This is a genomic window from Microbacterium sp. KKR3/1, assembly GCF_021272365.1.
Taxonomy (GTDB): Bacteria; Actinomycetota; Actinomycetes; order Actinomycetales; family Microbacteriaceae; genus Microbacterium; species Microbacterium aurugineum.
The window spans coordinates 1,976,243-2,003,023 of sequence record NZ_JAJSDW010000001.1; the positions used below are offsets into that span (position 1 = coordinate 1,976,243).

The following is a 26,781-nucleotide window of genomic DNA, read 5'->3' on the forward strand; positions in this document are numbered from 1 at the left end:
CGACTACGACGCCAGCGGGCCGGCCAGGATCGCGAAGTAGTCGCCGAGTCCCCACGGGATCGACAGCGGCGACGGGTTGGCGGAGGCCGCGATCGGCGTGGCGTTGGGCAGGATCGCGATGCGCCCCTCGGCGATGGCCGGGATCTTCGACAGCAGCGGATCGGCCTGCAGAGCAGCGACGGTCGAGTCGTCCCCGTACGTCACGAACAGATCCACATCGTCGAACTTCTGCGCCTCCTCGGCGCTCACCTCGAGGTTGAACAGCTCGGTGTCCTTGTTCTCCTCGACGATCGACGGGAAGGGGAGACCGAGGCTGTGCAGGAATCCGGGTCGCGTGTCGGCCGCGGTGTAGAAGCCGATCGTGCTCAGGTCGCTCGGGTCGAAGTACGCGAAGAGGACCTTCTTGTCCTTCAGGACGCTGTGCTCGTCGAGGGCGGCTTCGGACTCGGCATGCAGCTCTTCGATCAGGGCCTTGCCTTCGTCCTCGAGCCCGAGAGCTTTCGAGTTCATCTCGACCATCTCATCCACCGAGGTGCCCCAGGCGACGTCCGGGTAGGCGACGACCGGCGCGATCTTGGAGAGGGTGTCGTACTCCTCCTGCGTCATGCCGGAGTACGAGGCGAGGATCACGTCGGGCTCGGTGTCGGCCACGGCTTCGTAGTCGATGCCGTCGGTCTCGTCGAACAGGACCGGTGTCTCGGCCCCCATCTCTTCGAGCTTCTCCTCGACCCACGGCAGCACGCCGTTGTCGTCGTCGTCCCCCCAGGTGACCTTGCTCATCCCGACCGGCACGATGCCGAGGGCCAGCGGCACCTCGTGGTTCGCCCAGGCGACGGTCGCGACCCGCTCCGGCTTCTCGGTGATCGTGGTCTCGCCGTAGACGTGCTCGATCGTGACGGGGAAGGCGTCGTCGGAGGCAGGGTTGCCCCCGGCGGAGGACGTCGACTCCGGTGCGGACGAGGCGCAGGCGGAGAGGCCGACGGCGAGCGCGGCGGCTGCGCCGAGGGCGAGGAGACGGGAGGTGCGCACAGGCGTTCCCTTCGATTCGGGGTGGGAGTGGCGCAGACCGCGCCCGGCATTGGTAAGCCTCGCCTAATCTAACACGGAGGTTAGGGTGACCTCACTTCGGTACGAAAAAACCGGCCGGATCCGTGAGGATCCGACCGGCTTCAGGAAGTCAGCGCGCGCTCAGAGAGCGCGGATGTTCGCCGCCTGCATGCCCTTGGGGCCACGCTCAGCGTCGAATTCGACCTTCTGGTTCTCGCGGAGCTCCTTGAAACCGGAGCCGGCGATAGCCGAGTAGTGGGCGAAGAGGTCGTCCGAGCCGTCATCGGGAGCGATGAAGCCGAAGCCCTTTTCCGCGTTGAACCATTTCACAGTGCCAGTGGCCATGTGTTTCTACTTTCTGTTGACTTAGCCGTTTACACGGCCTACGCCGAGTCGGAACATCCGACACGCGCGCTTTGTCACGCTACCACGGCAGACTGAGCAGCAGCACGGAACGACGGATTCTTCTGTACGAGAGCCGCTTCGGTGCGCGTGTTCACCCCGAGCTTGCGCAGAACTGCGGAGACGTGGACGCTCACCGTCTTCACGCTGATGAACAGACGGTCGCCGATCTGTCGGTTGCTCAGGCCCTCGGCGATGAGCTCGAGCACCTGCCTCTCACGAGCGGTGAGCAGGTCGTCGCTCAGCGGCGCATCGGGGGCGCGAAGACCGGCGTCGGTGCTGAACCGCGAGACCGCCGCCTGGAGCTGCGCATTGCCCAGGGACTCCGCCAACGCGGCGGCCTCACCGAGCACCGACGCTGCAGATGCGCGATCCCCCTCGTGCACCCGCAGGCGAGCGCTCTCGAGGCGGAGGACCGCGCGGAAGATGACCGGGACGTCTTCTCCCTCGGCGCTGCGCAGGGCGGCGTCGAGCGCATCGCCGCGCGGGTCGAGGAGGGCATCGAGGATCGTCGACCACGCATCGTTCTGCAGCGGCACGGGTTGCGCGAGCCAGGCGGCGCGGATGGCGTCGGACTCCTCCGTGACATCGGCCCCCTCGGCGCGCAGCTCGGCGATGATCGCCCCGCCCTCCAGCAGCAGCCGACGCTGGTGCAGCAACGCGGGCCGGCCGTCACGCAGCATCTCGAGGATCACGTCGAGGGCTCCGCGGAGGTTGCCCTCGCTCTCGGCGACCGCGACCGTCATCATGACCCGGTCGTACCAGATCTGACGTTCCGAGCCACCGGTTTCCTCGAAGGCGGGCAGCCACGCCTGCAACAGCTCTGCGGCCTCGGCCGATCTTCCGCGCCAGGCCAGCACCCGCACGCGCGTCATGCTCATGTACATGCGGAACACGCGCAGGGTCCCCTGCACGAAGTCACGCGCCAGCATCTCCTCGACCCGTTCGATCTCTCCGAGTTCGAGCAGGGGAACGACCATGTTCTGCGCCATGATCGACCCCGAGGTGCGCTCGACCCGGAGCTCACGCGCACGCTGCAGGCCCTCTTCTGCGACCTCGACCGCCTCACGGTAGCGGCCCAGCAACGTGAGCAGGTCGGAGTAGTTCACGCGGTAACGCATCTCGGCGGTCGTCCCCGTCGCGAGCACACGTGCACGCTCGTACTCGCGCACCCCCTCCTCGATGTATCCCAGATGGGCAAGGGACCCACCGCGCACGTTCGCGGCGATCGACAGCTGATCCGTGGATTCGGCGCCGGTAGCACTGCGCTCGGCCTCGTCCGCGAGTCGGATCGCCTCCTCACGGTCGCCCGCGATCATGCGTCTGCTCGCGAGCTGGTTGAGGAGTTCGGCGCGGAAGACGTCGTCATGCACGCGCTCGTCGGCGAGGGCCAGAGCCTGCTGCAGGAGAGGTATCGCTCCCAGGCGCCCGAGGTTGACCAGGTACAGCGCCTTGTTGCGCAGCAGCCGCGCGTGCAGCCGCGGGTCGACCGTCTTCGGGTCGACCTCGGCGAGGGCGACGTTCGCGACGGCGAGGGCCCGGTCTCCGTCACCGGCGTTGCGCAGGATGGAACCGAGCACCAGGAGCAGGTCCAGGCGCTCGATGCGCGCTGCGTCGGCCGCGTCGGGCACGAGCGGCCACAGCTCCAGCGCCAGCTCACCGAAGCGGGCCGCGCTCGCGAACGCATACTGTGCCTTCGCCTGCCGCATGGCATCGGCGGCGGCGATGAGAGCCTTCCGGTCGTCTTGTGCGAGTTGCCAGTGATAGGCGAGCGCGGCGGCATCGCTGGTGTCCGACTCCGCGCACTGCGCCTCGAGCGCCTCGGCGTAGGCACGGTGCAGCCGCGCCCGTTCACCGGGGAGCAGGTCGTCGTGCACGGCCTCGCGCAGCAGCGCGTGGCGGAAGCGATAGTCGTCGTCGCCCACGACCAGGATTCCGCTGCGGGTCGCCTCGCGGATCGCGTCATCGAGTCGCTGCTCCGGCAAACCGACGAGACTCGTGATGAGCGGGTGCGACAACGGACGCTCGGCCCCGGAGACGACCTGCACGACGTGTCGCGCATCGTCGCTCAGCCTGTCGAAGCGAGCGAGCAGCAGGTCACGGAGCCCATCGGGGAGCGGGCCGTTCGTGCATCCGGCGATCTCCTCGATGAAGAAGGGGACGCCCTCCGCCCTCTCCTGCATGCGGTCGAGCGCGCTCTCGGTGAGCGCGCGGCCGGTGATCTGCTCCGCCAGCTCGCGGACGGCGGCGGCGTCGAGCCGGGCAAGGCTCACGCGGTCGAGCAGCCGTGCGCGCGTCGCCTCTCCGATGAACCGACTCACCGCATCGCCGCGCCGCACGTCGTCGCTGCGGCAGCTGAGGAGCAACAGGATGCGGCCGCGACCCAACGCCCGCAGCAGGAAGGAGAGGATGGCGAGCGTCGACTCATCCGCCCAGTGCAGGTCTTCGACCACGAGCACCTGAGGAGCGCGCTCGGCCGCCGCCTCGATGAGGGAGGCGATCGCATCTCTCAGCCGCTCGGGACTGGTGCGGTCACGATCGGTCGGCGTGTCGACGAGTTCGGGGAGCAGCATGCCGAGGGCCTCCGCCCCCACTCCCACCGAGTCGCGCACCCGGTCGACGCCCATGCGCGTGACGATCGAGCGCAGGATGCCGGTCAACGGTCCGTACGGCGTGCGCGAGGCACCGAGGTCGAGACACCAGCCCACGTGCACGTCGGCCGTCTGCTCGATCTCGGCGGCGAACTCGCGCAGCAGACGCGACTTGCCGATCCCGGCTTCTCCCTCGACGAGCAGGGCCGCAGGCACGCCGTCGCGCACACCGGCGAACGACCGGCGCACCTCGGTCAGCTCGGCCTCGCGGCCGACCATCGCAGCGCTCGACGGGGAAAGGGGCATGGATTCATCGTCCCACCCCGGACCGACATTCGGCACGGCCTGCAACGCGCGCTTCGCGAGGACGCCGCTCACTGCGCGGGAGCTGCCGCAGCGTCGCACCGAGCGGACGTGGGTGGCGTCGCCGACCGCCGCCGGGCGCTGCCGAACGCGCGGCGCAGGATGCGTCGGACGGCTCCCTCCGGACGCGGCCGGATCTGGTCGGCGTGCTCGATGAGGAAGAGGCGTCGGGCGGCGGCACGCTCCATCTGCTCCTGGTCGTGCCGGGTCAGCTGTTCGCTGAGATACGGGTGCTCGTACATGGGGTCTCCTCGATGGTTCTGCGTATCCCTAGAGTCCGCTCTGAGGGGGCACCTGGACATCGGGCAGATGCCCTATCTTTCGGATTCCGGTGTCTAGGGATGCCGGCACTACGCGTGTCGGGGGCGCATCAGGGAGGTGCGCGCCGAGGGGCGGGAGGTACCCGGCGCGAGGATCGCGAGGACGCGCACGAGGGTCGCCATCCACAGCAGTCCGAGCCCGACGACGATGGCTTCGACAGCGGTGGTCGAGTACAGCCCGAACGGGATCCACAGCACGATCGCGACCGCGAGGAGGAGGCCCACCCCGATCGACGTGATCAGCAGAGCGCGTGGTCGCCCGGGGATCGATGCCACGGTGGTCGCCGCCGCCACGGCGAACAGCACGAGAGTCGCGAAGGCGGCGATGTCGTGCGGGAGCGGCACCCGGTGCAGCGGCAGCAGCCCGACCGCAGCGAGCGCGACGCCCGTCGCCGCCCATGCCCCGACCACGACGGCGAGCCGGGGGAGGGCGGCATCGCCGAGGAGGCGGTGCAGGTCGCGGCCGATGTACGACCCCACGGTCGCGACGAGGAGGCCGGCGACCAGGAGGGTTCCGTTGAAAGCCCACGACCCGGAGCCCAGCTGCGAGAAATTCTCCTCCCACCATCGCGGATCGGCCGCCGTGACCATGGCGAAGAGCGTGCCGATCACGAGGAACCCGAACAGGAGCGCGGACAGGTCGGCGGCGCGCAGTCCGATACCGGCCCCGAACGCGAAGCGCCCGCCGACGGCCGAGGCCACGCCGGTCAGGAGCCCACCCCCGATCGCGGCGAGCTGCAACCCCTGAAGGCCCGCCGCCAGAACCTCGGCGGTCAGCAGCACGCCCATCATCGTGACGGCTCCGAACGCGACAGTCAGGGCGATCGACGAGAGGTCGGACACCACCGCCTGCCAGCGCGGCATGGGCGCCGTCTCCCCCCGGCGGTGCATCAGCGTGCTCGTGAGGAAGGCCGCCGCGGCGATCACCCCCGCGATCACCGCGGCCGGCATCGCGAGGGCTTCCGTACCCGCGAGCGGGCGCGCAGCGGGACCCAGGATCAGGATGCCCGCCATCGTGCCGACGACGAAGCAGATCACGGTCGCCCAGACCGCCGTGGTCTCGCCGCGCAGCCTCGCGTCCTGATCCATGCGCCCATGCAAGCACGCACCTATGACGGAAGGAACCCCCGCTCTTCCGAGGTCGTTCCGTCGACAGCGTCTCAGGCCGCCAGGCGACCGACCGCTCTGGCGCGGATGAGCACGGCCGTGCCGTCGGAGTACGCCACCGGCAGCTCCTCCACCGCGACGACCTCGATCGTCGCCGGGTCCGCGCCCGCGAGCCGCGCACGCTCGGTCGCCTCCGCGGCGGCGTCCGCACGGGAGGCCCGTCGGTCGGACGGGTCTACCCGGTAGATCTTCTCGACCTGCCCGGCCACCTCGCCGAGGGCCGCGCCCACCGCGTTCGCCGCGCCGAAGTGGTCGGGGCGGATCAGTTCGGTGACGCCGTCGAGCTCGGTCGGCGCGATGATGCCGCCACCCCCGACCAGGATGACCGGGACCGGTGCGGCGTTCGGCTTCATCCGGTCGATCGAGTCCTCGAGGATCTCGCGCATCGCGCTCCAGGCCGCGGCGCCGACCGCCTCAGGAACAGCGGGCGCCTCGAGTCCGTCGATCCCGGCCCCTCCGACCGCGAGCGCGATGTCGGTGGCCGTGAGGGTGTCCCCTCCGAAGGCCAGGCCCTCCTGAGGAAGCCGATAGCCGACGCTGTCGGGGCCGACCGTCGTGCCCGCCACGGTCTCGCGGATGATCGTGCCGCCGCCGAGTCCGACCGACAGCACGTCGGGCATGCGGAAGTTGGTGCGGATGCCGCCGATCTCGACCGCGTGGGCCGATTGGCGGGGGAACCCGTCGACCAGCACGCCGATGTCGGTCGTGGTGCCACCGATGTCGACCACCAGGGCATCCGTCGCCCCGGAGAGGTGCGCGGCGCCGCGGATGGAGTTCGTGGGTCCGCACCCGATCGTCAGCACCGGGAACTCGAGCGCGTACTCGAGCTGCATGAGGGTGCCGTCGTTCTGACCGAAGTAGGGCGTGGCAGGGATGCCGCGCTCGCGCAGGGCCGCCACGAAGCCTGCGGCCATCTGCCGGAGCGTCTGCATCAGCGCCGCGTTCAGCACGGTCGCGTTCTCGCGCTCGAGCAGTCCGAGCGAGCCGATGCGCGCCGACCGCGACACGGGAACACCCAGCTCCTCCGTCACGATGGTGGCGACCCGCTCCTCCTGGCTTTCGTCGATCGGGGCGAACACTCCCACGACGGCGACCGCGTCGACCTCGCCGCGCATCCGTGCACAGGCCTCGCGCACGGCATCTTCATCGATCGGGGAGAGCACTCGGCCGTCGACCTCGAAACCGCCGGCCAGCAAGTGCGCGTGCTCACCGATCGACGCCCGCAGATCGTCCGGCCACCCCTCCAGCGGAGGAACCGCGGTGGTGGCCGGTGCACCGAGTCGGAGGATGCCCACACGGCCGAGCCCGCGGCGCTCCACGATCGCGTTGGTGCAGTGGGTGGTGCCGAGCATGGCGTGCCCGATCAGCGCGGCATCGACGCCGGAGGCCGCGAGCACCGCGTCGATGGCCGCGGCCACGCCGTCGCCGGTGTCGGCCGTGGTCGGCCGCTTGACCGACGCGACGACGTCGAGCCGCTCGTCGAGGATGACGGCGTCGGTGTTCGTGCCGCCGACGTCGATGCCGAGGCGATACCTGCCGGCCATCACGCGGCGTCCTCGTCCGCCGTGCGCGCACCGGAGCACTGCGCGATGTCTTCGACCGGGACCCACTCCACGTCGTACCCGAAGTGGGCGGGTCCGGCGGTCTCCAGACCGATGGGCGTACGCCACTTGTCGTGGCAGGGGATCGCGACCACCGCGACCCGCGCGCCGTACCGGAGGGACTCCGTCGTGATCGGCATGCCCGTCGCCAGGTCGAGCACGGCGATCAGATCGGGGGTCACGGCCGCGAGCACGCCGTCGCGGCGTCCGAGCAGCATCTCGTTCTGGAAATCGAGCCGGAACGCACTCCCCCGGTCGGCGCCGACACCGACCAGCTCGGCCGCGCCGCGCGTGAATCCACCGTCCACGGCACGCTGCAGGTCTGCCACCTTGCCGTCGAACAGGCGCACGGCGTCGAGGTCGGCGCACAGCGCGTCGATGCGCTCGTCGTCTCGAAGCTCGCGTCCGGCAGCATCCCTCCCCCGCAGGATGCGCCCGATGCGCTGAGCGAGTCCGAGAGTGCCGGGGATCGCGCACTCGCGCACGACGTCGCCGCCGTACGCGTAGTCGATCATGGTCGCCCCTCCGCCCATCTCGACGGTGACCGCCCGAGCGATGCGCTCCGACCATCCGCCATCGATCGGGCGGCTCACCACTTCATTGCCGTGATGGTCGACCAGCACGGTCGTGCCGGGTCCGTAGCCGGCCAGGTGGAAGGTGACCATCTGCGCCTCGGGGAACGCCCGACCCATCGCATCGCCGTCGACCACCGGGAGGCCAGCGAGGGCTGCGGCCGCGATCGGGATCATCGAGTTGCCGCCACCGACTTCGATCGGCATCACCGCTGTCGCCTTGCGACCCACGGCGCGCTCGATCGCGTGCAGGGCCGCGAGCAGCTCGGACTCGGCCTGGATGCGCTCCACGCTCACGGAGGGAGCGCCGATCCCTCCGATCGGGATGACGAAGTCGTCATCGCTCAGGTCTTCGACGGCGATCAGCGGGACCGGCCCGTGGAGGCGGATGAGGCGCTTGGCGATCAGCGAGCCGACGTGCGGGTCGCCGCCCCCTCCGGTGCCGAGCACGGCGGCACCGAGGGCGATCTCGTCGATGTCGGCCTCCGTGATCACGGGCGTCGCGACGACAGCGCTCATGCGCTCACCTCGTCCGCGACGGGGGCCGACGCCGACGTCACGCGGCGGCGCAGCGGCAGCAGCACGAGATACGCGACGAAACCCACGAGGAGACCGTCGAGAGCCGAGATAGACGTGAGGGTGAACCAGCCGAAGCCCGGGCCGTCCGCCGGATTCGTCGTCGCGACGGCGACGAAGATCCCGACCACCCAGGCTGCGATCGACCAGCCGTCGACCAGCGGCACGGTGGCGCCGTGCGCCCAGCGCGCCGTCTTGCGGCCCGTGAAGAACGACGCCAGGTACACACCGCCGTAGGGGGCGATGATCGTGCCGATGACGAGGATGAACTGCACGAAGTAGTCGGCAGCGCCGATCACGCCGACGACGATGCCGATGGCGCCGAGCACGATCGTGACGGTGCGACGACTCAGCCGCTCGCTGATCGACGCAAACGAGAGTCCGGCCGAGTAGAGGTTGGTGGTGTTCGTGGTCCACTGCGCCAGGATCAGCACGATCACGGCGACACCGCCGAGGCCGAGCGCGAAGAAGATCGCCATCAGCTCGGTGCCGTCCATGATGCGGGCGAGCAGGATCGCGACGACCAGGATGATCGAGTTGCCGAAGAAGAACCCCACGAAGCCGGCGATCATGGCCTGCTTCGGGGTCTTCGCCCACCGCGCCATGTCGGGGGCGAGCACGACGCCGAGGATGAAGATGCCCATGACGAGCGACACCGCCCCGCCGAAGGTGAAGGTCGCCTCGACCGGAGCCCGGAGACCCGCCGCCCCGTTCACCGTGAATGCGACGATGACGCCGACGACCAGCAGCAGAAGCAGCAGCGGCACCGCAAGGGTGCTGAGTCGGTTGATGGAGCGGTACCCCCAGAACGCGGTGATCGCCATCAGCACGCCGCCGATCGCGGTGAACACCTGCACCGGCACGTCGACGCCGGTGAACTCGGCGAACGCGATCTGCGCGTTCGCACCGAAGAATCCGGCCTGCACGGCATACCAGCCGACCAGACTCACGGCGATCGCCAGGGCGAGGATCGCGCCGCCGATGCGGCCGAACACGGCTCGGGAGATCATCGCGGTGGAGAGCCCGGTGGCGGCGCCGACGTAGGCGCAGGCCATCGCGAGCAGTCCGAGCAGGAGGGATCCGAGCATCGTGGCACCGATCGCCGGCCAGAAGGCCATACCGGAAGCGAGAGAGACGCCGAGAAACGCCCCGGAGAGGTCGATGCCGATCGCGATCCACACGATGGCGATCGACAGCCAGCTCTTGCGCTGGTCCTGCGGCACGACACCGTGCTCATAGTCGGTGGTGGTCATCATCTTTTCCTTGAGAAGTGGCCCTGCGAGTCCGTCGGCGGGGATTCGGGTTCCCGGAATGCGGACGACTCGCAGGGCGGGTCGGGGGCGGCCTGTCTGTGCGGCCGGGTCGTGCGATGCCGGGTCGGAGTTCGTGGCTCCGCGCCGGCGAGGGGTGATGGTGTCCGCCGCATCGATGCGGCGGGGTTCATCGGGACAGGATCGTGGAGAGGTGTCGCCAGGCTTGATCGAAGCGCTCGCGGTAGATCTCAGGCGAGTAGTGGGTGAGCTGGAGGAAGAGGCCGTCCATGACCACGAACACCAGCGCCGTGAAGCCCTCGGCGTCGCCGGCGGCGAAGGTTCCTGCCGCGACACCGTCGTCATAGGTCTGGCGCACGGCAGCCGCGAGGGTCGACTCCGAGTCGAGGAAGATCTGTCGCAGCTGCTCGCCAGCGGGTCCGTACTCGGTGACCGCCGCCCTGAGGCTGAACTCCGCGAGGTCGGGTCGGTCGCGGTAGTACGCCTCGATACCGCCGAGGATGTGGTGCAGGCGTGCGAGCGGCTCCAACGCCGAGCTGCGCTGGAGGAGCTCGTCGAAGAACGCGGTGTGATCGACCGAGACCCCGGCGTAGACCTCGGCGTACAGCGCTTCCTTGCTGGGGAAGTGTGCGTAGAGGGAGGGCGTCTTGATCCCGACGGCCTCGGCGATCTCGCGCAGGCTCGTCTCGGCGTACCCCTGGCGCGCGAAGATCGTGCGGGCCTCCGTGAGGATCGTTGCTCTGGTCATCATTTACCTAACGACTATTAGTTAGGCAGAGCGTAACCCCGCATCTCCTTGCGACGCAAGAGCCACCTCGTCAGACGCCGGCATGGAGAAGGCCCGACGGTGGAACCGTCGGGCCTTCTCTGCATCTGATCTCCGGTCAGGCTTCCACGTCACCGCGCCACGAGCCGGTCTCGACCTCGCGGCCCTCGATGAACTCCTTGAAGTTCTCGAGGTCCTTCTTCACGGCATGACCCCCCACGCCGACCAGCGAGCCCACCTTCTCGAGCAGACCCTCGGGGGCCCAATCCAACTGCACCGTCACACGGGTCGAGTTGTCGGTGAGCTTGTGGAAAGTCACCGCGCCCGCGTGCTCGGTCTCGCCACCCGTGCTGCTCCAGGCGACACGCTCGTCGGGATGCTGCTCGGTGATCTCGGCGTCGAACTCGCGTACGGCACCGCCCACCTTCACCTTCCAGTGCGTGTGCGTGTCGTCGATCTGCGTGATCGACTCCACCTCTTGGAGGAACTTCGGGAAGCTCTCGAACTGCGTCCACTGGTTGTATGCCGTGCGGACAGGAACGTCGACGTCGATGGTCTCGATGATCTGCACCATGTGATGCTCCTCACTGTTCTTCGTTCGCGTCATCCCATTCAGCCGCACGCGGCGAGGTTCGGCGACGGGGTTGACATCTGCTGCAGGCTTCCCGATATCCAGCCGCAACACGATCCTCCGCAGCGGCGCTCCCCGGCGCACAGGGCGGCACGACTACCGTGGAGGCATGCGCATCCCCGCCGCGATCCGCGCCTCCCAGCGTTCTCCGCTGCTGCAGGTCGTGAAGTCGGCCGCAGCGACGATCGCCGCGTGGCTCATCGCCGGATGGGTCTTCCCCGCGCAGCTGCCCGTCTTCGCCGCGATCGCCGCCCTCCTGGTCGTGCAGCCCAGCGTGAACCAGTCGCTGTCAAAGGCGCTCGAACGCAGCATCGGGGTGATCGCGGGAGTCGTGATCGCCGTCGCCCTGGGCCTGCTGTTCGGTTCGCCGACCTGGATCGTGCTGCTCGCGATCGTCGTGGCGATGCTGGTCGCGTGGGTGTTCCGCGCCTCACCGGGAACGGGCAACCAGGTCGCGATCTCGACGATGCTGGTGCTGGCGCTGGGCTCATCGAGTCCTGAATACGCGTTCGCGCGCATCGTGGAGACGCTGATCGGCGTGGCCATCGGCATCGTGGTGAACGCCCTCATCGTCCCTCCCGTGCTGGTCGCCCCGGCACTGCGGGATGTCAGCCTCCTCGGGCGCGAACTCGCCGCGAGCCTCGACCGACTCGCCGTCGCGCTCCCGGAACCGCAGACGCCCGCACAACTGCAGGAACTGATGCTCGAAGTACGCCTGCTGCGGCCGATGAAGGATGCCGCGGACGCCTCCATCGCCGCCGGAGAGGAATCGCTCACGCTGAACCCTCGGCGCTCCACGCATCGCGCGGAGCTGCGGGAGATGCGGGAGCTCCTCGAGCGGCTGTCCCCCATCGTGACCCAGACGATCGGCATGACCCGGGCCTACTTCGACCACTACGACGACACGATCGGCGAGGAGCCGGCCGTGGTCGCGATCGCCGAGCAGCTGCGGCGGGCCGGGCACGACGTCCGCCTCGCGGTGCAGGTCGCCGAGGCATCGCCGGAACCCGAGACGTTGACCTCCACGATCCCCGCGCTCACCGCCCCGCTCGTGCTGCGCCCGCCGTCCTCCCAGCACTGGATCCTGATCGGCTCTCTCATGGAGGATCTGCGCCGGATCAGGGGAGAGCTCCTCGACGAGGACTGACCCGTCGGCCTTTCTCGTCGCGCAAAGTGCTGCATCCGACGCCGACTTCGGACCATTCACGCGATTCGAAAGCCGCCTACCCTGGAGGCATGCCCGACGCCACCGTTGCCGAAGCCCTCGACGAACTCGCCGCGCTCGAGGATCCGAAGATGCGCGCCGCCAACGAGAAGCGCGGCGACGACCACGGGATCAACCTCAGCCGGATGCGCGCGTTGGCCAAGAAGATCAAGACGGACCAGCCGCTCGCGCAGGAGCTGTGGGCGACCGGCGAGACCCCGGCACGGCTGCTGGCCCTGCTGATCTGCCGCCCGCGCGACTTCACCGCCGATGAGCTCGACGCCATGCTGCGCGAGACCCGCCCGCCGAAGGTCAACGACTGGTTCGTGAACTACGTCGCCAAGAAGACACCGCTGGCCGAGGAACTGCGGCTGCGCTGGTTCGACGACGCCGACCCGACCGTGGCCGCCGCCGCCTGGTCGCTCACGACCGTGCGGGTGATGAAGGACGCGGACGGACTCGACCTGCCGCACCTGCTGGACCTGATCGAGCGCGACCTGAAGGCTGCACCGCCACGGCTGCAGTGGGCCATGAACGAGACCCTCGCCAACATCGGCATCTTCCATCCGGAGCACCGCGCGAGGGCTCGGGACATCGGTGAGCGTCTGCAGGTCCTCGCCGACTACCCGACCGCCCCGGGCTGCACCTCGCCCTTCGCCCCACTCTGGATCGACGAACTCGTCCGACGCCGCGAGGGCTGAGGCGCCCCACGTGTGGGCGCTGGATACGCTGAGGTCATGAGCACCCACATCGCGGCAGAGCCCGGTCAGATCGCCCCCATCGTCCTGTTCCCCGGCGATCCGCTGCGGGCGAAGTGGATCGCCGAGACGTTCCTCGAGGATGCAGAACTGTACTCCGAGACGCGCGGAATGCTGGGCTTCACCGGCACCTGGGAAGGGCACCGCGTCTCGGTCCAGGGTTCGGGGATGGGTCAGCCCTCGATGGCGATCTATGCGAACGAACTGTTCGACTCCTACGACGTGCAGACGATCGTGCGGGTCGGCTCGTGCGGAGCGCTGACCGAGGATGTGCGGATCCGCGACATCATCATCGCCAACGGTGCCAGCACGGACTCCGGCATCAACCGGGTGCGCTTCCACGGACTCGACTACGCGCCCGTGGCCGACTTCTCCCTGCTGCGCGCCGCGGTCGAGGCGAGTGAGGCCGAGACCCTCGAGTCGACCGTGCACGTGGGGCAGCTCTTCTCGAGCGACCAGTTCTACAGCACCCGCCCCGAGCTCACGGAACCCTTCGTGCGGCACGGCATCCTCGGCGTCGAGATGGAGGCCGCCGGTCTCTACACGCTCGCGGCGTACTACGGTCGGCGCGCCCTCGCGATCTGCACCGTGAGCGACCACATCGTCACCGGCGAGCAGACGACCGCGCAGGAGCGCGAGCAGACCTTCGGAGACATGATCCGCATCGCGCTGCGCGCAGCGACCGCAGTCTGACCCCCACGCAACGACGGAGACCCCACGCCACGAAGGAGAACTCGCGATTCGAAGGAGCGATTCCCCGGACGAGTCCTTCGAATCGCGAGATCTCCTTCACAACAGGCGGCAGGACGGGCGGCAGGACGGGCGGCAGGGCGGCAGGACGAGCGGCAGGGCGGCAGGACGGGCGGCAGGACGAGCGGCAGGACGGGCGACAGGGCGGCAGGGCGGCAGGGCGGCGGGACGAACGGACGGGACGAACGGATGGGATGATCGAGGGACCATGACTTCCTCGCCGCGGCTCGACCCCGCCATCGTTCCGGACGCCGCGGACCCGGACGCCGTCTACCTCGCATTCGTCGAATGGGCGGAGTCGACCGGCATCCGGCTGTATCCCGCGCAGGACGAGGCGGTCATCGAGATCGTCTCCGGCAACAACCTGATCCTGTCCACCCCCACCGGCACCGGGAAGTCGCTCGTCGCGATCGGCGCGCACTTCAGCGCACTGGTCGCCGGACGGCGCAGCTACTACACGGCACCGATCAAGGCACTCGTGAGCGAGAAGTTCTTCGCGCTGGTCGACGTGTTCGGGGCCGAGAACGTCGGGATGGTCACGGGCGACTCCGCGGTGAACGCCGACGCGCCCATCATCTGCTGCACGGCCGAGATCCTCGCGAACCTCTCGCTGCGCCAGGGCGCCGAAGCCGACATCGGCCAGGTCGTGATGGACGAGTTCCACTTCTACGCCGACCCCGACCGCGGGTGGGCGTGGCAGGTACCACTGCTCGAGCTGCCGCAGGCGCAGTTCGTCCTGATGTCGGCGACCCTCGGCGATGTCACCGAACTCGCGGCGGACCTCACCCGCCGCACGGGCCGCGAGACGGCGACGGTCACCGGCGTCGAGCGCCCTGTGCCCCTGCACTTCTTCTACGAGACGACCCCGATCCACGAGACGATCGACGATCTGCTGAGCACCGGGCAGGCACCGATCTACATCGTGCACTTCTCGCAGGCGGCCGCTATGGAGCGGGCCCAGGCGCTGTCGAGCACCAAGGTTGCCACCCGCGAGCAGCGCGACGAGATCGCGGCGCTGATCGCCCAGTTCCGTTTCACGACCGCGTTCGGCAAGACCCTCTCCCGCTTCCTGCGCGCAGGGATCGGGGTGCATCACGCGGGGATGCTGCCGAAGTACCGCCGCCTGGTCGAACAGCTCGCCCAGCGCGGACTGCTGCGCGTGATCTGCGGCACCGACACGCTCGGCGTCGGCATCAACGTCCCGATCCGGACCGTGCTGCTCACTGCGCTCACGAAGTTCGACGGTTCCCGGATGCGGCAGCTCAACGCCCGCGAGTTCCACCAGATCGCCGGCCGCGCGGGCCGTGCGGGCTACGACACCGCGGGCACAGTCGTCGCGCAGGCCCCCGAGCACGAGAGCGAGAACGTCGCGGCCGTGAAGAAGGCCGGCGACGACCCGAAGAAGAAGCGCAAGATCGTCCGCAAGAAGGCCCCGGACGGTTTCGTGTCGTGGGGTGAGCCGTCGTTCCGCAAGCTCATCGACGCGGTGCCGGAGACACTGACCTCGCACATGCAGATCACGAGCGCGATTATGTTCAACGTGATCGCCCGTGGCGGCGACGTCTTCGCCAATATGCGCGCGCTGGTATATGACAACCACGAGCCGCGGAAGCGCCAGCGCGAGTTGGCGCTCCGGGCCATCGGCATCTACCGCACCCTCCGCGAATCGGGCATCGTCGAGAAGACCCCTGACGGCGACATCCGGCTCACGGTCGACCTGCAGCCGAACTTCGCGCTCAACCAGCCGCTGTCACCCTTCGCCCTCGCCGCGTTCGAGCTGCTGGACCCCGACCCGACCGCGGGCACGGGCACCGGCTCCTACGCTCTCGACATGATCTCGATCGTGGAGTCGACGCTCGACGATCCGCGCGCCGTGCTGAGCCAGCAGGAGTTCCTGGCCCGCGGCGAGGCGGTCGCCGCGATGAAGTCCGAGGGCATCGAGTACGACGAGCGGATGGAGCTGCTCGAGCAGATCACCTACCCGAAGCCGCTCGATGAGCTGCTGTCAGTCGCGTTCGAGACGTTCAGCGCGGCGCAGCCGTGGATCCGCGACTTCGAACTGCACCCCAAGTCCGTGGTGCGCGACATGTACGAGCGAGCCATGTCGTTCGGGGAATATGTCGCGTACTACAAGATCGCGCGGTCCGAGGGCGTGGTGCTGCGCTACCTCTCCGATGCCTACCGTGCGGCCTCGCAGACCATCCCCGAGGAGTTCAAGGATGAGGATCTGCGCGACCTCATCGAGTGGCTGGGCGAGTTGGTCCGCCAGGTCGACTCGAGCCTGCTCGATGAGTGGGAGGAACTGGTCGCGGGCGTCGACAACGGGCGCTTCGATCCGCATGCGCCCGACGAACCGATCGTCCCACCCGCCCCGAAGCGCCTCACGAGCAACATCCGCGCTTTCCGCATCCTGGTCCGGAACGAGCTGTTCCGCCGTGTGCAGCTCGCCGCGCGGGACGACGTCGACGGGCTCGCCGAGCTCGACCCCGGTTTCGGAGCCGACGCCTGGTCCGACGCCCTCGACGGGTACTTCTCCGACCACGACGAGATCCTGACCGGCGCGGACGCCCGTAGTTCGAAGCTGCTGATCCTCACCGAAGGGCCGACCACCTGGACCGCGCGGCAGATCCTCGACGATCCCGCCGGCGACCACGACTGGGGCATCACCGCGACGATCGACCTCGCCGAGTCCGACGACGCCGGTCAGGCCGTGGTCACGGTGACCGGAGTCGACCGGCTGTAGCGGCGTCCGGTCGTCAGGCCTGCAGGACGGCGAGCACGTTGCCCGCAGGGTCGCGGAACCACGCGATGTCCGGGCCCTGACCGTTGCCGCGCACGATGCCACGCGAATCGGACGGGAACTCCTCGTCGCTGTAGATCTTGGTCTGCACCCCGCGCGCGATGAGCTCGTCCACCGCGGCGTCGACATCGGCCACCGGGAAGTTCAGGATCGTGAAGCTCGCCGGCGTGTGGTTCGGCTTCGCGTAGACGAGGATCGACCCGCCGCTCGGCAGCCGCAGGTCGAGGAACCCCATCGCGTTGACCTCGACGTCGAGGCCGAGGGTCGTGCCGTAGAACTCTTTCGCCGCATCGATGTCGTCGACGCTGAATCCGCTGAACGCGTTGTCCGCTGTGAAGGCCGCCATGACTCCAGGATCCGCCGTCCGCCGCCGATTGTCGAGGCCTTCATCGCCGCAGGTGCGGCACCAGGCGGTCGATCGCCTGCAGGGGGTCGAACAGCGCGCCGAGTCCGCCGCGCACGAGCAGCGCATGTACTCCCAGACAGATCGCGATCACCGACGCCGTCAGCACGAGAGGGCCGATGGCTTCGAGCACCGGCGTCGTCCTCCAGCCCGCAGCGTCCAGCCCCGCATCGATCAGGGCGAGGGGCATCATGTGCAGCACGTAGATGGGCAGGGTCCGCCGGCCGATCCAGCGCAGCGGTCGGGCGACCACCTCGAGGTGCCGGTCCAGGAGCACGCTGAGCGACACCCCGCACGCCACCGCGATCAGGGCGAGCGCGGGCCACACCCCCGGCAGCAGACGGAGGGTCAGGCCTGCCACGAGCGCCAGTGCCCCGACGTAGACGGCGGCGAGCGCGAGCGTGCGCCACATCCCGACGCTCTGCGCGAAGCGCTCGACGACCGGACGCCCCCGCAGCCCGAGGAGGAAGAAGAACAGGTTCTGCACCAACTGCCAGAGGTTGCCCAGGTCGGGGATGACCCCGGCACCGGCGACCGCCGCGATCACGAAGGCCACCGACAGCACGACGGCCGTCGGGAGGCCGCGAGTGAGCCGACCGATCGTCAGGTAGACCCCGAGCGCGAGCAGGTACCACAGGTTCGTCGGGCTGAGGGTCAGCTGCGCGAGCAATTCCCATCCGTCGTTCGCCCGTGCCGTGTCGAAGTCGGGCGTCAGGGCGAGCACGAACGTCTGGATGAGCACCCACACGACGTAGAGCAGGGCGAGGCGCCCCGCTCGACGACGCCAGGAGCGTGCGCCCACGTCGAGCACCGCCCGGGCGGCGAACACCCCGGATACCAGGAAGAACAGCGGGATCCGCAGCGGGAGCAGCTGCGCGTTCAGCACCACCCAGACGTCTGTCACGGGTCCCGCGCCGGGCATCTCGACCGCGACCTTCGTCACCACGTGCCACAGCACCACGAGGATGATGCAGATGCCCTTCGCGACATCCGGCCAACCGACCCGCGGCGCACGCGCGCCGGTCACGACGCCGCACGCACGAGCCGCGCCACCAGGTCGACGTAGGTCACGCCCGCCGCCGCGAACATCCGCGGCACCTGCGAGGCGGCCGTCAGCCCCGGCATGGTGTTGACCTCGTTCAGCAGCGGACCCCGATCGGTGAGGAAGAAGTCCATCCGTGCGACCCCGTCACAGCCGAGGGCGTCGAAGACCGCGATCGCCGCCCGCTTGAGCGCCGCCACCTCGGCCGCGTCGAGCTGAGCCGGGACCGTGAACCGCGCGCTGCCGTCGTACTTCGTAGCGGTGTCGAACAGCCCGGTCGCGTGGATCTCGAGGGGCGGGGCCGCCCAGCGGATACCCCCCTTCTCGCGCAGCACCGCCACGTCGATCTCGCGTGCCCGCACGACCTCCTCGACCAGGATCCGCCGGTCGAAGCGCGCCGCCTCCCGCAGCGCCGCGAGCAGCCCACCCTCCTCGCTCACCAGACTCACGCCGTGGCTGGATCCGGCCGACACCGGCTTGACGACGACCTCCCCCTCGAACTCCACGTCCCCGATATCCTCGGCGGCGACCAGACGACCGCGGGCGGTACCGAGGCCCACTGCTTCCGCGACCAGCTTGGTGGTCCACTTGTCCATGCCGATCGCGCCCGCCCGCAGGCCCGACCCGACCACGCGCACTCCGGCGAGTCCGCACAGGGCCGCGAGCGCGCCATCCTCCCCGAGCGCGCCGTGCACCGCCGGGAAGACCACGTCGGTGCGGGCGAGCAGGGGAAGCGCGAGCGCCAGCGACTCCGCCGCCGAGACCCCGGTCGGGATGCCGTCGGCCCTCCACACCCCCTCTCGATCGATCGTCGCACTCGTGACTTCGTGATCGCCCATGCGCAGCGCGGCGGCGACCGCAGCCGCGGAGGCCAGCGACACCTCGTGCTCGGCGTTCTGCCCTCCACCGATGACCAGGACCCTCGTGGTCATGCCACACTCCTCTGCACTCGTGCTCCGATGCCGGTGACGACGGTGTGCGGGATGCTGCCCGCCCACCGCGCCCACTCCTGCACCGACGGCACGACGCCCCCCTCGGGTCCGAACACCGTTGCGACCGCGCCGCGCGGAACCGGCACGGCGCCGGTATCGATCACGACCTGATCCATCGACACCCTCCCCACGAGCGGATGCCGCGCCCCGTCGATCGCCACGGCCGCCTCCGCCGCGAGCTCCCGCGGGATCCCGTCCGCGTATCCGACGCCCACGACGCTCAGGTGCGTCTCCCGTTCCGTGATGTGCGCGCCCCCGTAGCCGACCGCCGTCCCGGCCGGGACGAGCGCGCTGTGCACGACCGGGGCGGTCCACCGCGCGGCACCGGCCAGCGTCGTCGCCCCGGAGGGGTCGATACCCACCAGCCCCGCACCGATGCGCACCATGTCGAAGTGCGTCCCCGGATCGGTGAGCGCGCCGGACGTCGCCGCGAGATGCACGAGCACCGGCCCGAAGCCGGCCCGGAGCACGGCGTCCCTGCCCTGCCGAAAGCGCAGCACGGCCGCCGCGTTCGCCCGGGGGTCGGCTTCGTCGGCGCGAGGCAGATGTCCCATCACACCCACCACCTCGACCCTGCCCCGTCCGGCGCGTGCGGTGCGGAACAGCTCCTCCCAGTCGTCGAGCGGACACCCGCCCCGGGCCATCCCCGTATCGAGGTGCAGGTGCACGCGGACCGGATCCACGGCGTCGGCGATCAACTGGCGCAGCTCCTCCACAGAGCCGACCGCGACGTCGATGCGAAGCGCCGCGGCCGTCTCCGCATCGGCCCCCGAGGGGTTCAGCCACGAGAGGATCGGCACGGTGAACCCTGCATCACGCAGGGTGACGGCGTCGGCGACATCGGTGACCCCGAGCCATTCGGCACCGGCGGCGACCGCGGCCTCGGCGACCGTGACGGCGCCGTGCCCGTAGCCGTCGGCCTTCACCACGGCCATGATGCGCGCGGAGCACGTGGCCCGCACCCGCCGTACGTTCTCGGCGACGGCCTCCGGGATGGTCTGCAGCGTCGGGGCATGAAGGCGGGAGAGAGTCACCCGCGGGGCGGGCAGGAGGGTGGTCATCGCTTCGTCCTCGGGTCGGCGGTGGGGTCGGGCAGCATCTCGGGGCAGCCCTGGTCGACCGCCTCCGGGCGCAGCTCGTAGTGCCACGACTCATTGGCGTAGATCTGGCAGAGCCCGTAGCGCCATCCCCGCTGGACGAGCCAGTCCAAGGCGGGCAGCGGACCGAGGTCGACGGCGTCGCCGGTCACATGCTCCGATGTCTCCGGAGTCGCCACCCATCGCCGCGCTTCCGCCTCGGAGCCGTACTGCGCGATCGCGTCCTGCAGCATCCGTTCCTGCAGCGCGGGGGTGCGCCATCCACTGTTCACCCGGAACGTGACCCCGTCGGCCTCCGCATCCGATGCGGCACGCTGCAGCGCCGCGAGCAGCGACGCGTCGAGGTTGCCCACGGCGGCCCGATCGACGTCGAAGACGGTCGGCTGGTCGCCGTCGCGGATCACCCCGTCGGCCTCGCTCGGGGCGATGACCAACCCTTCGCTCTGCCCACTCGGCCGGGGCGTGGAAGAGGGCAGCGGACCGGTGCGCTCGGCATCGGCGAAGGCCGCGGACAGCGACTGCTGGACGACGAAGGCGACGATCACGGCCAGCGCGAGGCCGATGAGGACCGAAGCGCTCCGGCGGCGGCGCGCTCGCGGTGTGAGAGAAGTGGTGCGGGTGTTCATGCTCCCAGTGAAGGAGGACGCGCGTTGCGAGGACGTATGCGCTTTTCCATATGCTCCCGATATGCCCCACTGCGTAGGATCGCAGCCATGCGTGTACTGATCGTCGAGGACGAGCCCTACCTCGCCGAGGCGGTGCGGGATGGGCTGCGCCTGGAAGCGATCGCGGCCGACATCGCGAACGACGGCGACACCGCGCTGGAGCTTCTGAGCATCAACTCCTACGACATCGCCGTGCTCGATCGCGACGTTCCGGGCCCGTCCGGCGACGACATCGCGCGGTGGATCGTGGCCTCCGGCACCGGCATCCCGATCCTGATGCTCACGGCGGCCGACCGTCTCGACGACAAGGCCACCGGATTCGAGATCGGTGCCGACGACTACCTGACCAAGCCCTTCGAGCTGCGCGAGCTCGTGCTGCGTCTGCGTGCCCTGGACCGACGCAGACAACGATCCCGGCCGCCCGTGCTCGAGGTCGCGGGGCTGCGCCTGGATCCGTTCCGTCGCGAGGTGTATCGCGACGACCGCTACGTCGCCCTCACCCGCAAGCAGTTCGCGGTGCTGGAGGTGCTCGTCGACGCCGAGGGAGGGGTGGTCAGCGCCGAGCAGCTGCTGGAGCGGGCCTGGGACGAGAACGCCGACCCGTTCACCAACGCCGTGCGCATCACCGTGTCCTCGCTGCGCAAGCGTTTGGGTGAGCCGTGGCTGATCTTGACGGTGCCCGGCGTCGGATACCGGATCGGGACGGACGCCGATGCCTAGGCGGCGCGGGATGAGTGCCCGGCTCAAGCTCACGCTGAGTTATGCCGCCGTCGTGGTCGTGTCGGGAGGTCTGCTGCTCGCCGCGGTGGCGCTGTACCTGCTGCGGTACGTGCCGGATGTGCAGATCCCGTATATCGAGTTCTTCGTGCCGAACCGCTCCGACCTGATCCGGGCGTTCGTCCCGGTCGCGTCGATCGTCATGGTCGTCCTGCTGGCGCTGGGACTGGGCGGAGGGTGGCTGCTCGCGGGACGGATGCTGGCGCCGCTCACCCGGATCGGCGACGCTGCCCGGCTGGCGGCGCAGGGCTCACTCTCCCATCGGATCGCGCTGCCCGGCCCGCGCGACGAGTTCCGCGACCTCGCTGACGTCTTCGATTCGATGCTCGAACAGCTCGAGGCCCACGTGGCCGAGCAGCAGCGGTTCGCGGCGAACGCCTCGCACGAACTGCGGACGCCCCTCGCGATCTCGCAGACCCTGCTCGAGGTAGCCAGAGACGATCCCGACCGGGATGTCGATGCGCTGATCACCCGTCTGCGCGAGGTGAACACCCGTGCGATCGACCTGACCGAGGCGCTCCTGCTGCTCAGCCGCGCGGATCAGCGGACGTTCCCCCGAGAGATCGTCGACCTCTCGCTCCTCGCGGAAGAGGCGGTGGAGGCGCTGCTGCCGCTCGCCGACCGCCGCGGGGTCGCGGTGGAGGTGGGCGGGGCGCCCGCGCCGGTGCTGGGTTCCGCCGCGCTGCTGCCGCAACTGGTGACGAACCTCGTGCTGAACGCGATCGTGCACAATCTGCCGTCCGGCGGATCCGTCGCCGTGCGCACGCACGCGATGCCCCACGCCGTCGCACTCGTCGTCGAGAACACCGGAGCGTTGCTGCCCCCCGATCGCGTTGCAACACTCGTCGAGCCCTTCCAGCGCGGCGCCGACCGCACCCGCGGAGACGACCATGCCGGCGCCGGGCTCGGCCTCGCGATCGTCGACCGCATCACGCAGGCCCACGGCGGGACTCTGGTGCTCACGCCTCGCACGGACGGCGGCCTGAACGTGACGGTGTGGCTGCCGCATCCGTATCCGCCCGCTCCCTGACGGCCTCGCTCCGCGCTTGCGGATCCCGGCTCAGGCCACCCTGGGGTCGCGTAGCGCCGCGAGCTCGCGTCCGTAGATGCGGGCGTCGGACTCGGCGTTCTCCTTGAGCTCGCGCGCAGTGTCAGCGAAGGCGTCGAGCGCCGGATTCACGCCGACCAGCGTGAACGGACGCTGCACCACGCGCAGATCGAGGCCCCAGACGTCTTCGAGCACGCGGCGCAGCCAGCCGGTGGAGTGGTCCCAGCCCTCCTTCGGCGAGCCGGGCGAGTAGTTGCCGCCGAGCACGGTGACGAGCGTCGCAGGCTTGCCGTTGAGCGCGGTGCCGGTCGGGTCGATGCGTGAATCGGTGTAGGACAGGTCGAACCACGTCTTGAAGTGCTGCGAGACGCCGTAGTTGTACAGCGGCACCGCGAACAGAAGCGCGTCTGCACCGATCAACTCGTCGGCGAACGTCGAAGCGAGCGCGCGGGCGTCGCGCTGCGCCGGAGTGCGCTGCGCCTCGTCGACGAATCCACCGGTCACGGCGTCCGCCCACGCGGTCGCCGGCACCGGGTCACTTGCCAGGTCGCGGCGGGTGACGATCGAGTCGGGGTGGGACGCGGTCCACTCGGCCTCGACGAGGTCGGCGAGCGCCCGGCTGGCGGACGACGTGGGAAGGATGCTGGCATCCAGGCGGAACAGGGACATGGCCTACCTCTCGTTTTCCTAGTCGCTATGTTTTTCTTAGCGACACTGATTAACGTAGCACGGGTAGGATGGGGGAATGGCCGAGGTCGACGAAGAACGTCAGGTGTGCGACGTCGCCGTCACGCTGGCGTTCAGCGTGCTCGGGAAAAGGTGGAACGGCATGATCGTGTCGTCACTCGGCGGTGGGCCGTCCACGTTCGTCGCCCTGCGCCGCGCCGTCGCCGGCATCAGCGACACCGTGCTCTCCGATCGGCTCGCTGAACTCTCCGATGCCGGACTCATCGCGCGCACGGTCGACGCGGGTCCGCCGATCACCGTCTCCTATGCGCTCACGCCGAGTGGCGAGGGGCTCCTGCCGATCCTGGACCAGCTCGGCCGATGGGCCTCCGCGAACCTCGCCACTCGCGCCCACTGAATTCGTATCCGCCGCCCCGGCGCAGGCGTCGCTCCTCGCTGTCGCTCAGCCCGTCCGGGCGTCGGAGACGGTGAGAGCGGGGATGATCATGGTCTTGATCGCTTCCGGATCCGTCTTCGCCTTCATCAGTGCATCCTCGACGCCGTCCAAGCCGTATCGTCCGGTCACGATCCCCGAGGTGTCGACGATGCCACGGGAGATCAGGTCGATCGCCGTCGGCCATGTGTTGACGTACCGGAAGGTACCGGTGAGCGTGATCTCTCGGTGCTGCAGCATCGCGACAGGAACGTCGAGCTGATTGCCACCCATGCCGACGAGGACCGCGATGCCTCCACGGACGATCGTCGGCAGCGCGGCACGGATCGCCTGGGCGCTGCCCGATGCATCGATGTAGATGTCGAAGTACTGGTCGAAGCGAGCGAGCCCGTCGCCCGCGGAGTCGATGACCTCGTCCGCCCCTCGCGCGCGGGCGAAGTCCCGCCGTTTCGCAATCGGATCGCTGATGACGACCTCGACGGCACCGAACGCCTTCGCGACCTGCGCAGTCAGGACCCCGATCGGGCCGGCGCCGGTGATGAGCACCCTCGCGCCCGCCGTGACACCTGCACGACGGGCCGCGTGGATGGCCACCGAGACGGGTTCGGCGAGCGCGGCCTGCTCGTCGGTCATGGCCGAGGGGATCTCGTGCGCGAAGTCGGCGTCGACGATCACGAACTCCGCGAAGGAGCCGTCGACCGGCCAGGCGCCGAAGAAGCGGATGCTCGGGCACAGGTGATAGGCGCCGCGCTTGCAGAAGCGGCAGGCGCGACACGGCGTCTGCGGCTCCACAGCGACCCGCGTCCCCACGCGGCTCGCATCGACGCCCGCACCCACGGCGACGATCTCCCCCGCGGTCTCGTGCCCGAGCACGACATGGTCCCGGACGACGATGTCTCCGACGGCACCCGATTCGAAGAAATGGGTGTCCGAGCCGCAGACGCCGACCGCGGTGACCTTGATGAGGACTCCGCCCGCACCCGGGGAGGGGACCGGGCGACTCTCGAGCTCTACGCGCTTCGGCCCGGTGAGCACGCTGGCGTACATGGTGGAAGGAACGGACATGGGTGGCACCTTTCGGTCGTGCGGGCTTTCAGCCTTTGACAGTGCCGGCGGTGAGACCGCCGACGATCCAGCGCAGTGAGAACACCGCGAAGAGAATCCCGGGGATGAGGGAGACGACCGTGGCCGCTGCCATGGGTCCCCAGTCGATGGATTGCGCGGAGATGTACTGCTGGATCCCGGTCGTGATGACCTGCGTGTTCTTCCCCGCCAGCACCAGCGGCAGCGTGTAGCTGTTCCACGCCCAGACGAAGGAGAGCATCAGACTCGCGCCGAGGCCCGGTGCGATCAGTCGCAGGAGCACGTGACGGAAAGCGGTCCAGCGCGTGCCCCCATCCATGGCCACCGCTTCCTCCAGCTCGCCGGGCAGATCTTCGATGAAGGAGCGGAGCATCCACACCAGCATGGGCAGCGTGACGAGTTGATACGCCAGGATCAACCCCAGATGAGAGTCGTACAGGCCCGTCTTCTGGAACAGCAGATACAGCGGCAGGATGATCAGCAATTCGGGAGCGAATCGCAGGGACAGGATCCCGAACGCGATGTTCTCGCGTCCCCGGAACGAGAAGCGCGCGAGTGCGTACGCGGTCGGAAGGCCGATCACGACCGTCACGAGCAGCGACCCCACCGTCACGATGAGCGAGTTCACGAACGGGGCCATGAACTTCGCACTGCTCAGCACCTCGACGTAGTTCGTCAACGTCGGAGTGAAGACGAAGGTGGGCGGGTAGGCGACGATGTCTTCGGCCTTCTTGAACGACATCATCACGATCCACACGAGGGGCGCGAGCGCGAAGACGCTCCACACGCTCAGCGACGCGATCACCGCACCGTGCCGCAGGAGCTTCTTGCGACGACGGGACCGGGCGACGGAACCGCTCGGAGAGACGTTCATGCTCCCGCCTCCGCCCGACGCGCCCGGAGCAGCACGGACGACAGCAGGTTGCACAACACCCACAGCACCACGAGGGCCGCCATCGCCGCACCGAAGTTCATGTTGCGGATACCGTCCAGGTAGGCGAGCACATGGAGGTTGGTCGTCGCGTCCACGGGCCCGCCCTTGGTCGTCGTGTAGATGATGTCGAACATCTTCAAGGAGTCGATGCCGCGGAACGCGATGATCACGATGAGCACGGGCACCAGCATCGGCAGCGTGATGGAGAAGAAGTTCCGGACCGGACCCGCACCGTCGACCGCTGAGGCCTCGCGAAGCTCCTGCGGAACGCTGCGGAGGCCGGCCTGTGCGAGGAGCACGACGAACGGGGTGAAGATCCAGATGTCGATGATCATCACCGACCACAGGGCGCTGTCGAGGCCGTTGAGCCAGAGCAGCCCGGGCTGGCCGACGGCTTCGAGAAGCCAGTTCACGACACCGTTCTCGGTCAGCATCACCTTCCACATCAGCGCGGCGATCACCGGGGGCAGCAGGAGCGGCAGGACGATCAGCAGGCGGAACGTGCTGCCGTACGGACCGTAGTTCAGCAGCATCGCGAGTCCGATGCCGAGAACGCACTCCACGCTCACGACGACGACGGCGTACAGCAGCGTGATGCCGATCGCGTGCAGCCCCTCCCCGGTGACGAACAGATTGAGGTAGTTCGCGCCACCGTTGAATGTCGGCGCACCCCGGTTCCGTCGGTAGGACGTGAACGACCACCAGACGCCGGTGAGGAAGGGGTAGAGCACCGCCACGAGAACAGCGAGTGCCGGCAGGACGAGCAGGTACGGCAAATGAGGTTTGGGCTTCATGACTCTC

Annotated in this window: 26 protein-coding genes; 7 read left to right on the plus strand and 19 right to left on the minus strand. The window is 69.2% G+C overall.

Annotated features, from left to right (window positions below; genetic code table 11):
• Nucleotides 1-3 precede the first annotated feature (3 nt).
• The 10 genes from LVJ59_RS09435 to LVJ59_RS09485 all read right to left on the minus strand — a co-directional run bounded on the left by LVJ59_RS09435 (nucleotide 4) and on the right by LVJ59_RS09485 (nucleotide 11,250).
• Nucleotides 4-1,029, minus strand: a complete 1,026-nt coding sequence (locus LVJ59_RS09435) for an iron-siderophore ABC transporter substrate-binding protein (protein WP_047523281.1) — start codon at nucleotides 1,027-1,029, stop codon at nucleotides 4-6.
• Between the two features lie 159 nt (nucleotides 1,030-1,188).
• The gene (locus tag LVJ59_RS09440; protein WP_017831237.1) at nucleotides 1,189-1,392 is read right to left on the minus strand and encodes a cold-shock protein; all 204 of its coding nucleotides are present in this window, start codon (nucleotides 1,390-1,392) and stop codon (nucleotides 1,189-1,191) included.
• 74 nt (nucleotides 1,393-1,466) lie between these two features.
• The gene (locus tag LVJ59_RS09445) at nucleotides 1,467-4,346 is read right to left on the minus strand and encodes a helix-turn-helix transcriptional regulator (RefSeq protein ID WP_232762804.1); all 2,880 of its coding nucleotides are present in this window, start codon (nucleotides 4,344-4,346) and stop codon (nucleotides 1,467-1,469) included.
• 68 nt (nucleotides 4,347-4,414) lie between these two features.
• Nucleotides 4,415-4,645: a hypothetical protein gene (locus LVJ59_RS09450; RefSeq protein WP_232762805.1), complete on the minus strand. Its 231-nt coding sequence runs from the start codon at nucleotides 4,643-4,645 to the stop codon at nucleotides 4,415-4,417.
• 108 nt (nucleotides 4,646-4,753) lie between these two features.
• Nucleotides 4,754-5,812, minus strand: coding sequence for a DUF998 domain-containing protein (locus LVJ59_RS09455; RefSeq protein WP_232762806.1), 1,059 nt, complete (start codon nucleotides 5,810-5,812; stop codon nucleotides 4,754-4,756).
• Nucleotides 5,813-5,883: 71 nt separating this feature from the next.
• The gene (locus tag LVJ59_RS09460) at nucleotides 5,884-7,434 is read right to left on the minus strand and encodes a hydantoinase/oxoprolinase family protein (RefSeq protein ID WP_232762807.1); all 1,551 of its coding nucleotides are present in this window, start codon (nucleotides 7,432-7,434) and stop codon (nucleotides 5,884-5,886) included.
• Nucleotides 7,434-8,582 (minus strand): DUF917 domain-containing protein, encoded by a 1,149-nt coding sequence (locus tag LVJ59_RS09465; RefSeq protein ID WP_232762808.1) that lies wholly within the window; start codon nucleotides 8,580-8,582, stop codon nucleotides 7,434-7,436. Before LVJ59_RS09465 ends, LVJ59_RS09460 begins: the two co-directional genes overlap by 1 nt.
• On the minus strand, nucleotides 8,579-9,892 hold the full coding sequence (locus tag LVJ59_RS09470) for a cytosine permease (RefSeq protein WP_232762809.1): 1,314 nt from the start codon (nucleotides 9,890-9,892) through the stop codon (nucleotides 8,579-8,581). The genes LVJ59_RS09465 and LVJ59_RS09470 overlap by 4 nt, the downstream gene beginning before the upstream one ends.
• 187 nt (nucleotides 9,893-10,079) lie before the next feature.
• Nucleotides 10,080-10,661, minus strand: a complete 582-nt coding sequence (locus LVJ59_RS17875) for a TetR/AcrR family transcriptional regulator (RefSeq protein WP_166804686.1) — start codon at nucleotides 10,659-10,661, stop codon at nucleotides 10,080-10,082.
• Between the two features lie 133 nt (nucleotides 10,662-10,794).
• Nucleotides 10,795-11,250 carry an SRPBCC family protein gene (locus tag LVJ59_RS09485; protein WP_232762810.1) on the minus strand — a complete coding sequence of 152 codons (456 nt, stop codon included), beginning with the start codon at nucleotides 11,248-11,250 and terminating at the stop codon, nucleotides 10,795-10,797.
• Between the two features lie 166 nt (nucleotides 11,251-11,416).
• Here LVJ59_RS09485 and LVJ59_RS09490 point away from each other — a divergent pair, with 166 nt between their 5' ends.
• From LVJ59_RS09490 to LVJ59_RS09505, 4 genes are all read left to right on the plus strand, one after another.
• Nucleotides 11,417-12,454 carry an aromatic acid exporter family protein gene (locus LVJ59_RS09490; RefSeq protein WP_232762811.1) on the plus strand — a complete coding sequence of 346 codons (1,038 nt, stop codon included), beginning with the start codon at nucleotides 11,417-11,419 and terminating at the stop codon, nucleotides 12,452-12,454.
• Between the two features lie 89 nt (nucleotides 12,455-12,543).
• On the plus strand, nucleotides 12,544-13,212 hold the full coding sequence (locus tag LVJ59_RS09495) for a DNA alkylation repair protein (RefSeq protein ID WP_232762812.1): 669 nt from the start codon (nucleotides 12,544-12,546) through the stop codon (nucleotides 13,210-13,212).
• Between the two features lie 36 nt (nucleotides 13,213-13,248).
• On the plus strand, nucleotides 13,249-13,962 hold the full coding sequence (gene deoD, locus LVJ59_RS09500) for a purine-nucleoside phosphorylase (protein WP_232762813.1): 714 nt from the start codon (nucleotides 13,249-13,251) through the stop codon (nucleotides 13,960-13,962).
• 265 nt (nucleotides 13,963-14,227) lie between these two features.
• Nucleotides 14,228-16,762 carry a DEAD/DEAH box helicase gene (locus LVJ59_RS09505; protein WP_232762814.1) on the plus strand — a complete coding sequence of 845 codons (2,535 nt, stop codon included), beginning with the start codon at nucleotides 14,228-14,230 and terminating at the stop codon, nucleotides 16,760-16,762.
• A 13-nt stretch (nucleotides 16,763-16,775) separates the two neighbouring features.
• On the opposite strand, the gene LVJ59_RS09510 is transcribed toward LVJ59_RS09505, so the two are convergent.
• From LVJ59_RS09510 to LVJ59_RS09530, 5 genes are read right to left on the minus strand one after another with little or no spacing between them, the layout of a single operon-like run.
• Nucleotides 16,776-17,165 carry a VOC family protein gene (locus tag LVJ59_RS09510; RefSeq protein WP_232762815.1) on the minus strand — a complete coding sequence of 130 codons (390 nt, stop codon included), beginning with the start codon at nucleotides 17,163-17,165 and terminating at the stop codon, nucleotides 16,776-16,778.
• Nucleotides 17,166-17,205: 40 nt separating this feature from the next.
• Nucleotides 17,206-18,249, minus strand: coding sequence for an acyltransferase family protein (locus LVJ59_RS09515; RefSeq protein ID WP_232762816.1), 1,044 nt, complete (start codon nucleotides 18,247-18,249; stop codon nucleotides 17,206-17,208).
• On the minus strand, nucleotides 18,246-19,196 hold the full coding sequence (locus tag LVJ59_RS09520; protein ID WP_131492006.1) for a D-alanine--D-alanine ligase: 951 nt from the start codon (nucleotides 19,194-19,196) through the stop codon (nucleotides 18,246-18,248). The genes LVJ59_RS09515 and LVJ59_RS09520 overlap by 4 nt, the downstream gene beginning before the upstream one ends.
• Nucleotides 19,193-20,317, minus strand: a complete 1,125-nt coding sequence (gene alr, locus LVJ59_RS09525; protein ID WP_232762817.1) for an alanine racemase — start codon at nucleotides 20,315-20,317, stop codon at nucleotides 19,193-19,195. The genes LVJ59_RS09520 and alr overlap by 4 nt, the downstream gene beginning before the upstream one ends.
• The gene (locus tag LVJ59_RS09530; RefSeq protein ID WP_232762818.1) at nucleotides 20,314-20,979 is read right to left on the minus strand and encodes a M15 family metallopeptidase; all 666 of its coding nucleotides are present in this window, start codon (nucleotides 20,977-20,979) and stop codon (nucleotides 20,314-20,316) included. Before LVJ59_RS09530 ends, alr begins: the two co-directional genes overlap by 4 nt.
• A gap of 87 nt (nucleotides 20,980-21,066) precedes the next feature.
• On the opposite strand from LVJ59_RS09530, the gene LVJ59_RS09535 reads away from it, so the two are divergent.
• Nucleotides 21,067-21,738, plus strand: coding sequence for a response regulator transcription factor (locus LVJ59_RS09535; RefSeq protein ID WP_134352770.1), 672 nt, complete (start codon nucleotides 21,067-21,069; stop codon nucleotides 21,736-21,738).
• Nucleotides 21,739-21,748: 10 nt separating this feature from the next.
• A complete protein-coding gene (locus LVJ59_RS09540; protein ID WP_269816600.1) occupies nucleotides 21,749-22,825 on the plus strand; it encodes a HAMP domain-containing sensor histidine kinase in 1,077 nt (358 codons plus the stop codon).
• A gap of 30 nt (nucleotides 22,826-22,855) precedes the next feature.
• Here LVJ59_RS09540 and LVJ59_RS09545 read toward each other — a convergent pair whose 3' ends face one another.
• Nucleotides 22,856-23,512 carry an FMN-dependent NADH-azoreductase gene (locus LVJ59_RS09545; protein ID WP_232762820.1) on the minus strand — a complete coding sequence of 219 codons (657 nt, stop codon included), beginning with the start codon at nucleotides 23,510-23,512 and terminating at the stop codon, nucleotides 22,856-22,858.
• Between the two features lie 76 nt (nucleotides 23,513-23,588).
• On the opposite strand from LVJ59_RS09545, the gene LVJ59_RS09550 reads away from it, so the two are divergent.
• A complete protein-coding gene (locus LVJ59_RS09550) occupies nucleotides 23,589-23,927 on the plus strand; it encodes a helix-turn-helix domain-containing protein (RefSeq protein ID WP_131492000.1) in 339 nt (112 codons plus the stop codon).
• Nucleotides 23,928-23,972: 45 nt separating this feature from the next.
• Here the strand turns inward: LVJ59_RS09550 and LVJ59_RS09555 are convergent, their stop codons facing one another.
• From LVJ59_RS09555 to LVJ59_RS09565, 3 genes are read right to left on the minus strand one after another with little or no spacing between them, the layout of a single operon-like run.
• The gene (locus LVJ59_RS09555; protein ID WP_153243397.1) at nucleotides 23,973-25,028 is read right to left on the minus strand and encodes an NAD(P)-dependent alcohol dehydrogenase; all 1,056 of its coding nucleotides are present in this window, start codon (nucleotides 25,026-25,028) and stop codon (nucleotides 23,973-23,975) included.
• 28 nt (nucleotides 25,029-25,056) lie between these two features.
• Nucleotides 25,057-25,920: a carbohydrate ABC transporter permease gene (locus tag LVJ59_RS09560; protein WP_153243396.1), complete on the minus strand. Its 864-nt coding sequence runs from the start codon at nucleotides 25,918-25,920 to the stop codon at nucleotides 25,057-25,059.
• The gene (locus LVJ59_RS09565; protein ID WP_232762821.1) at nucleotides 25,917-26,774 is read right to left on the minus strand and encodes a carbohydrate ABC transporter permease; all 858 of its coding nucleotides are present in this window, start codon (nucleotides 26,772-26,774) and stop codon (nucleotides 25,917-25,919) included. The genes LVJ59_RS09560 and LVJ59_RS09565 overlap by 4 nt, the downstream gene beginning before the upstream one ends.
• Nucleotides 26,775-26,781: the final 7 nt, after the last annotated feature.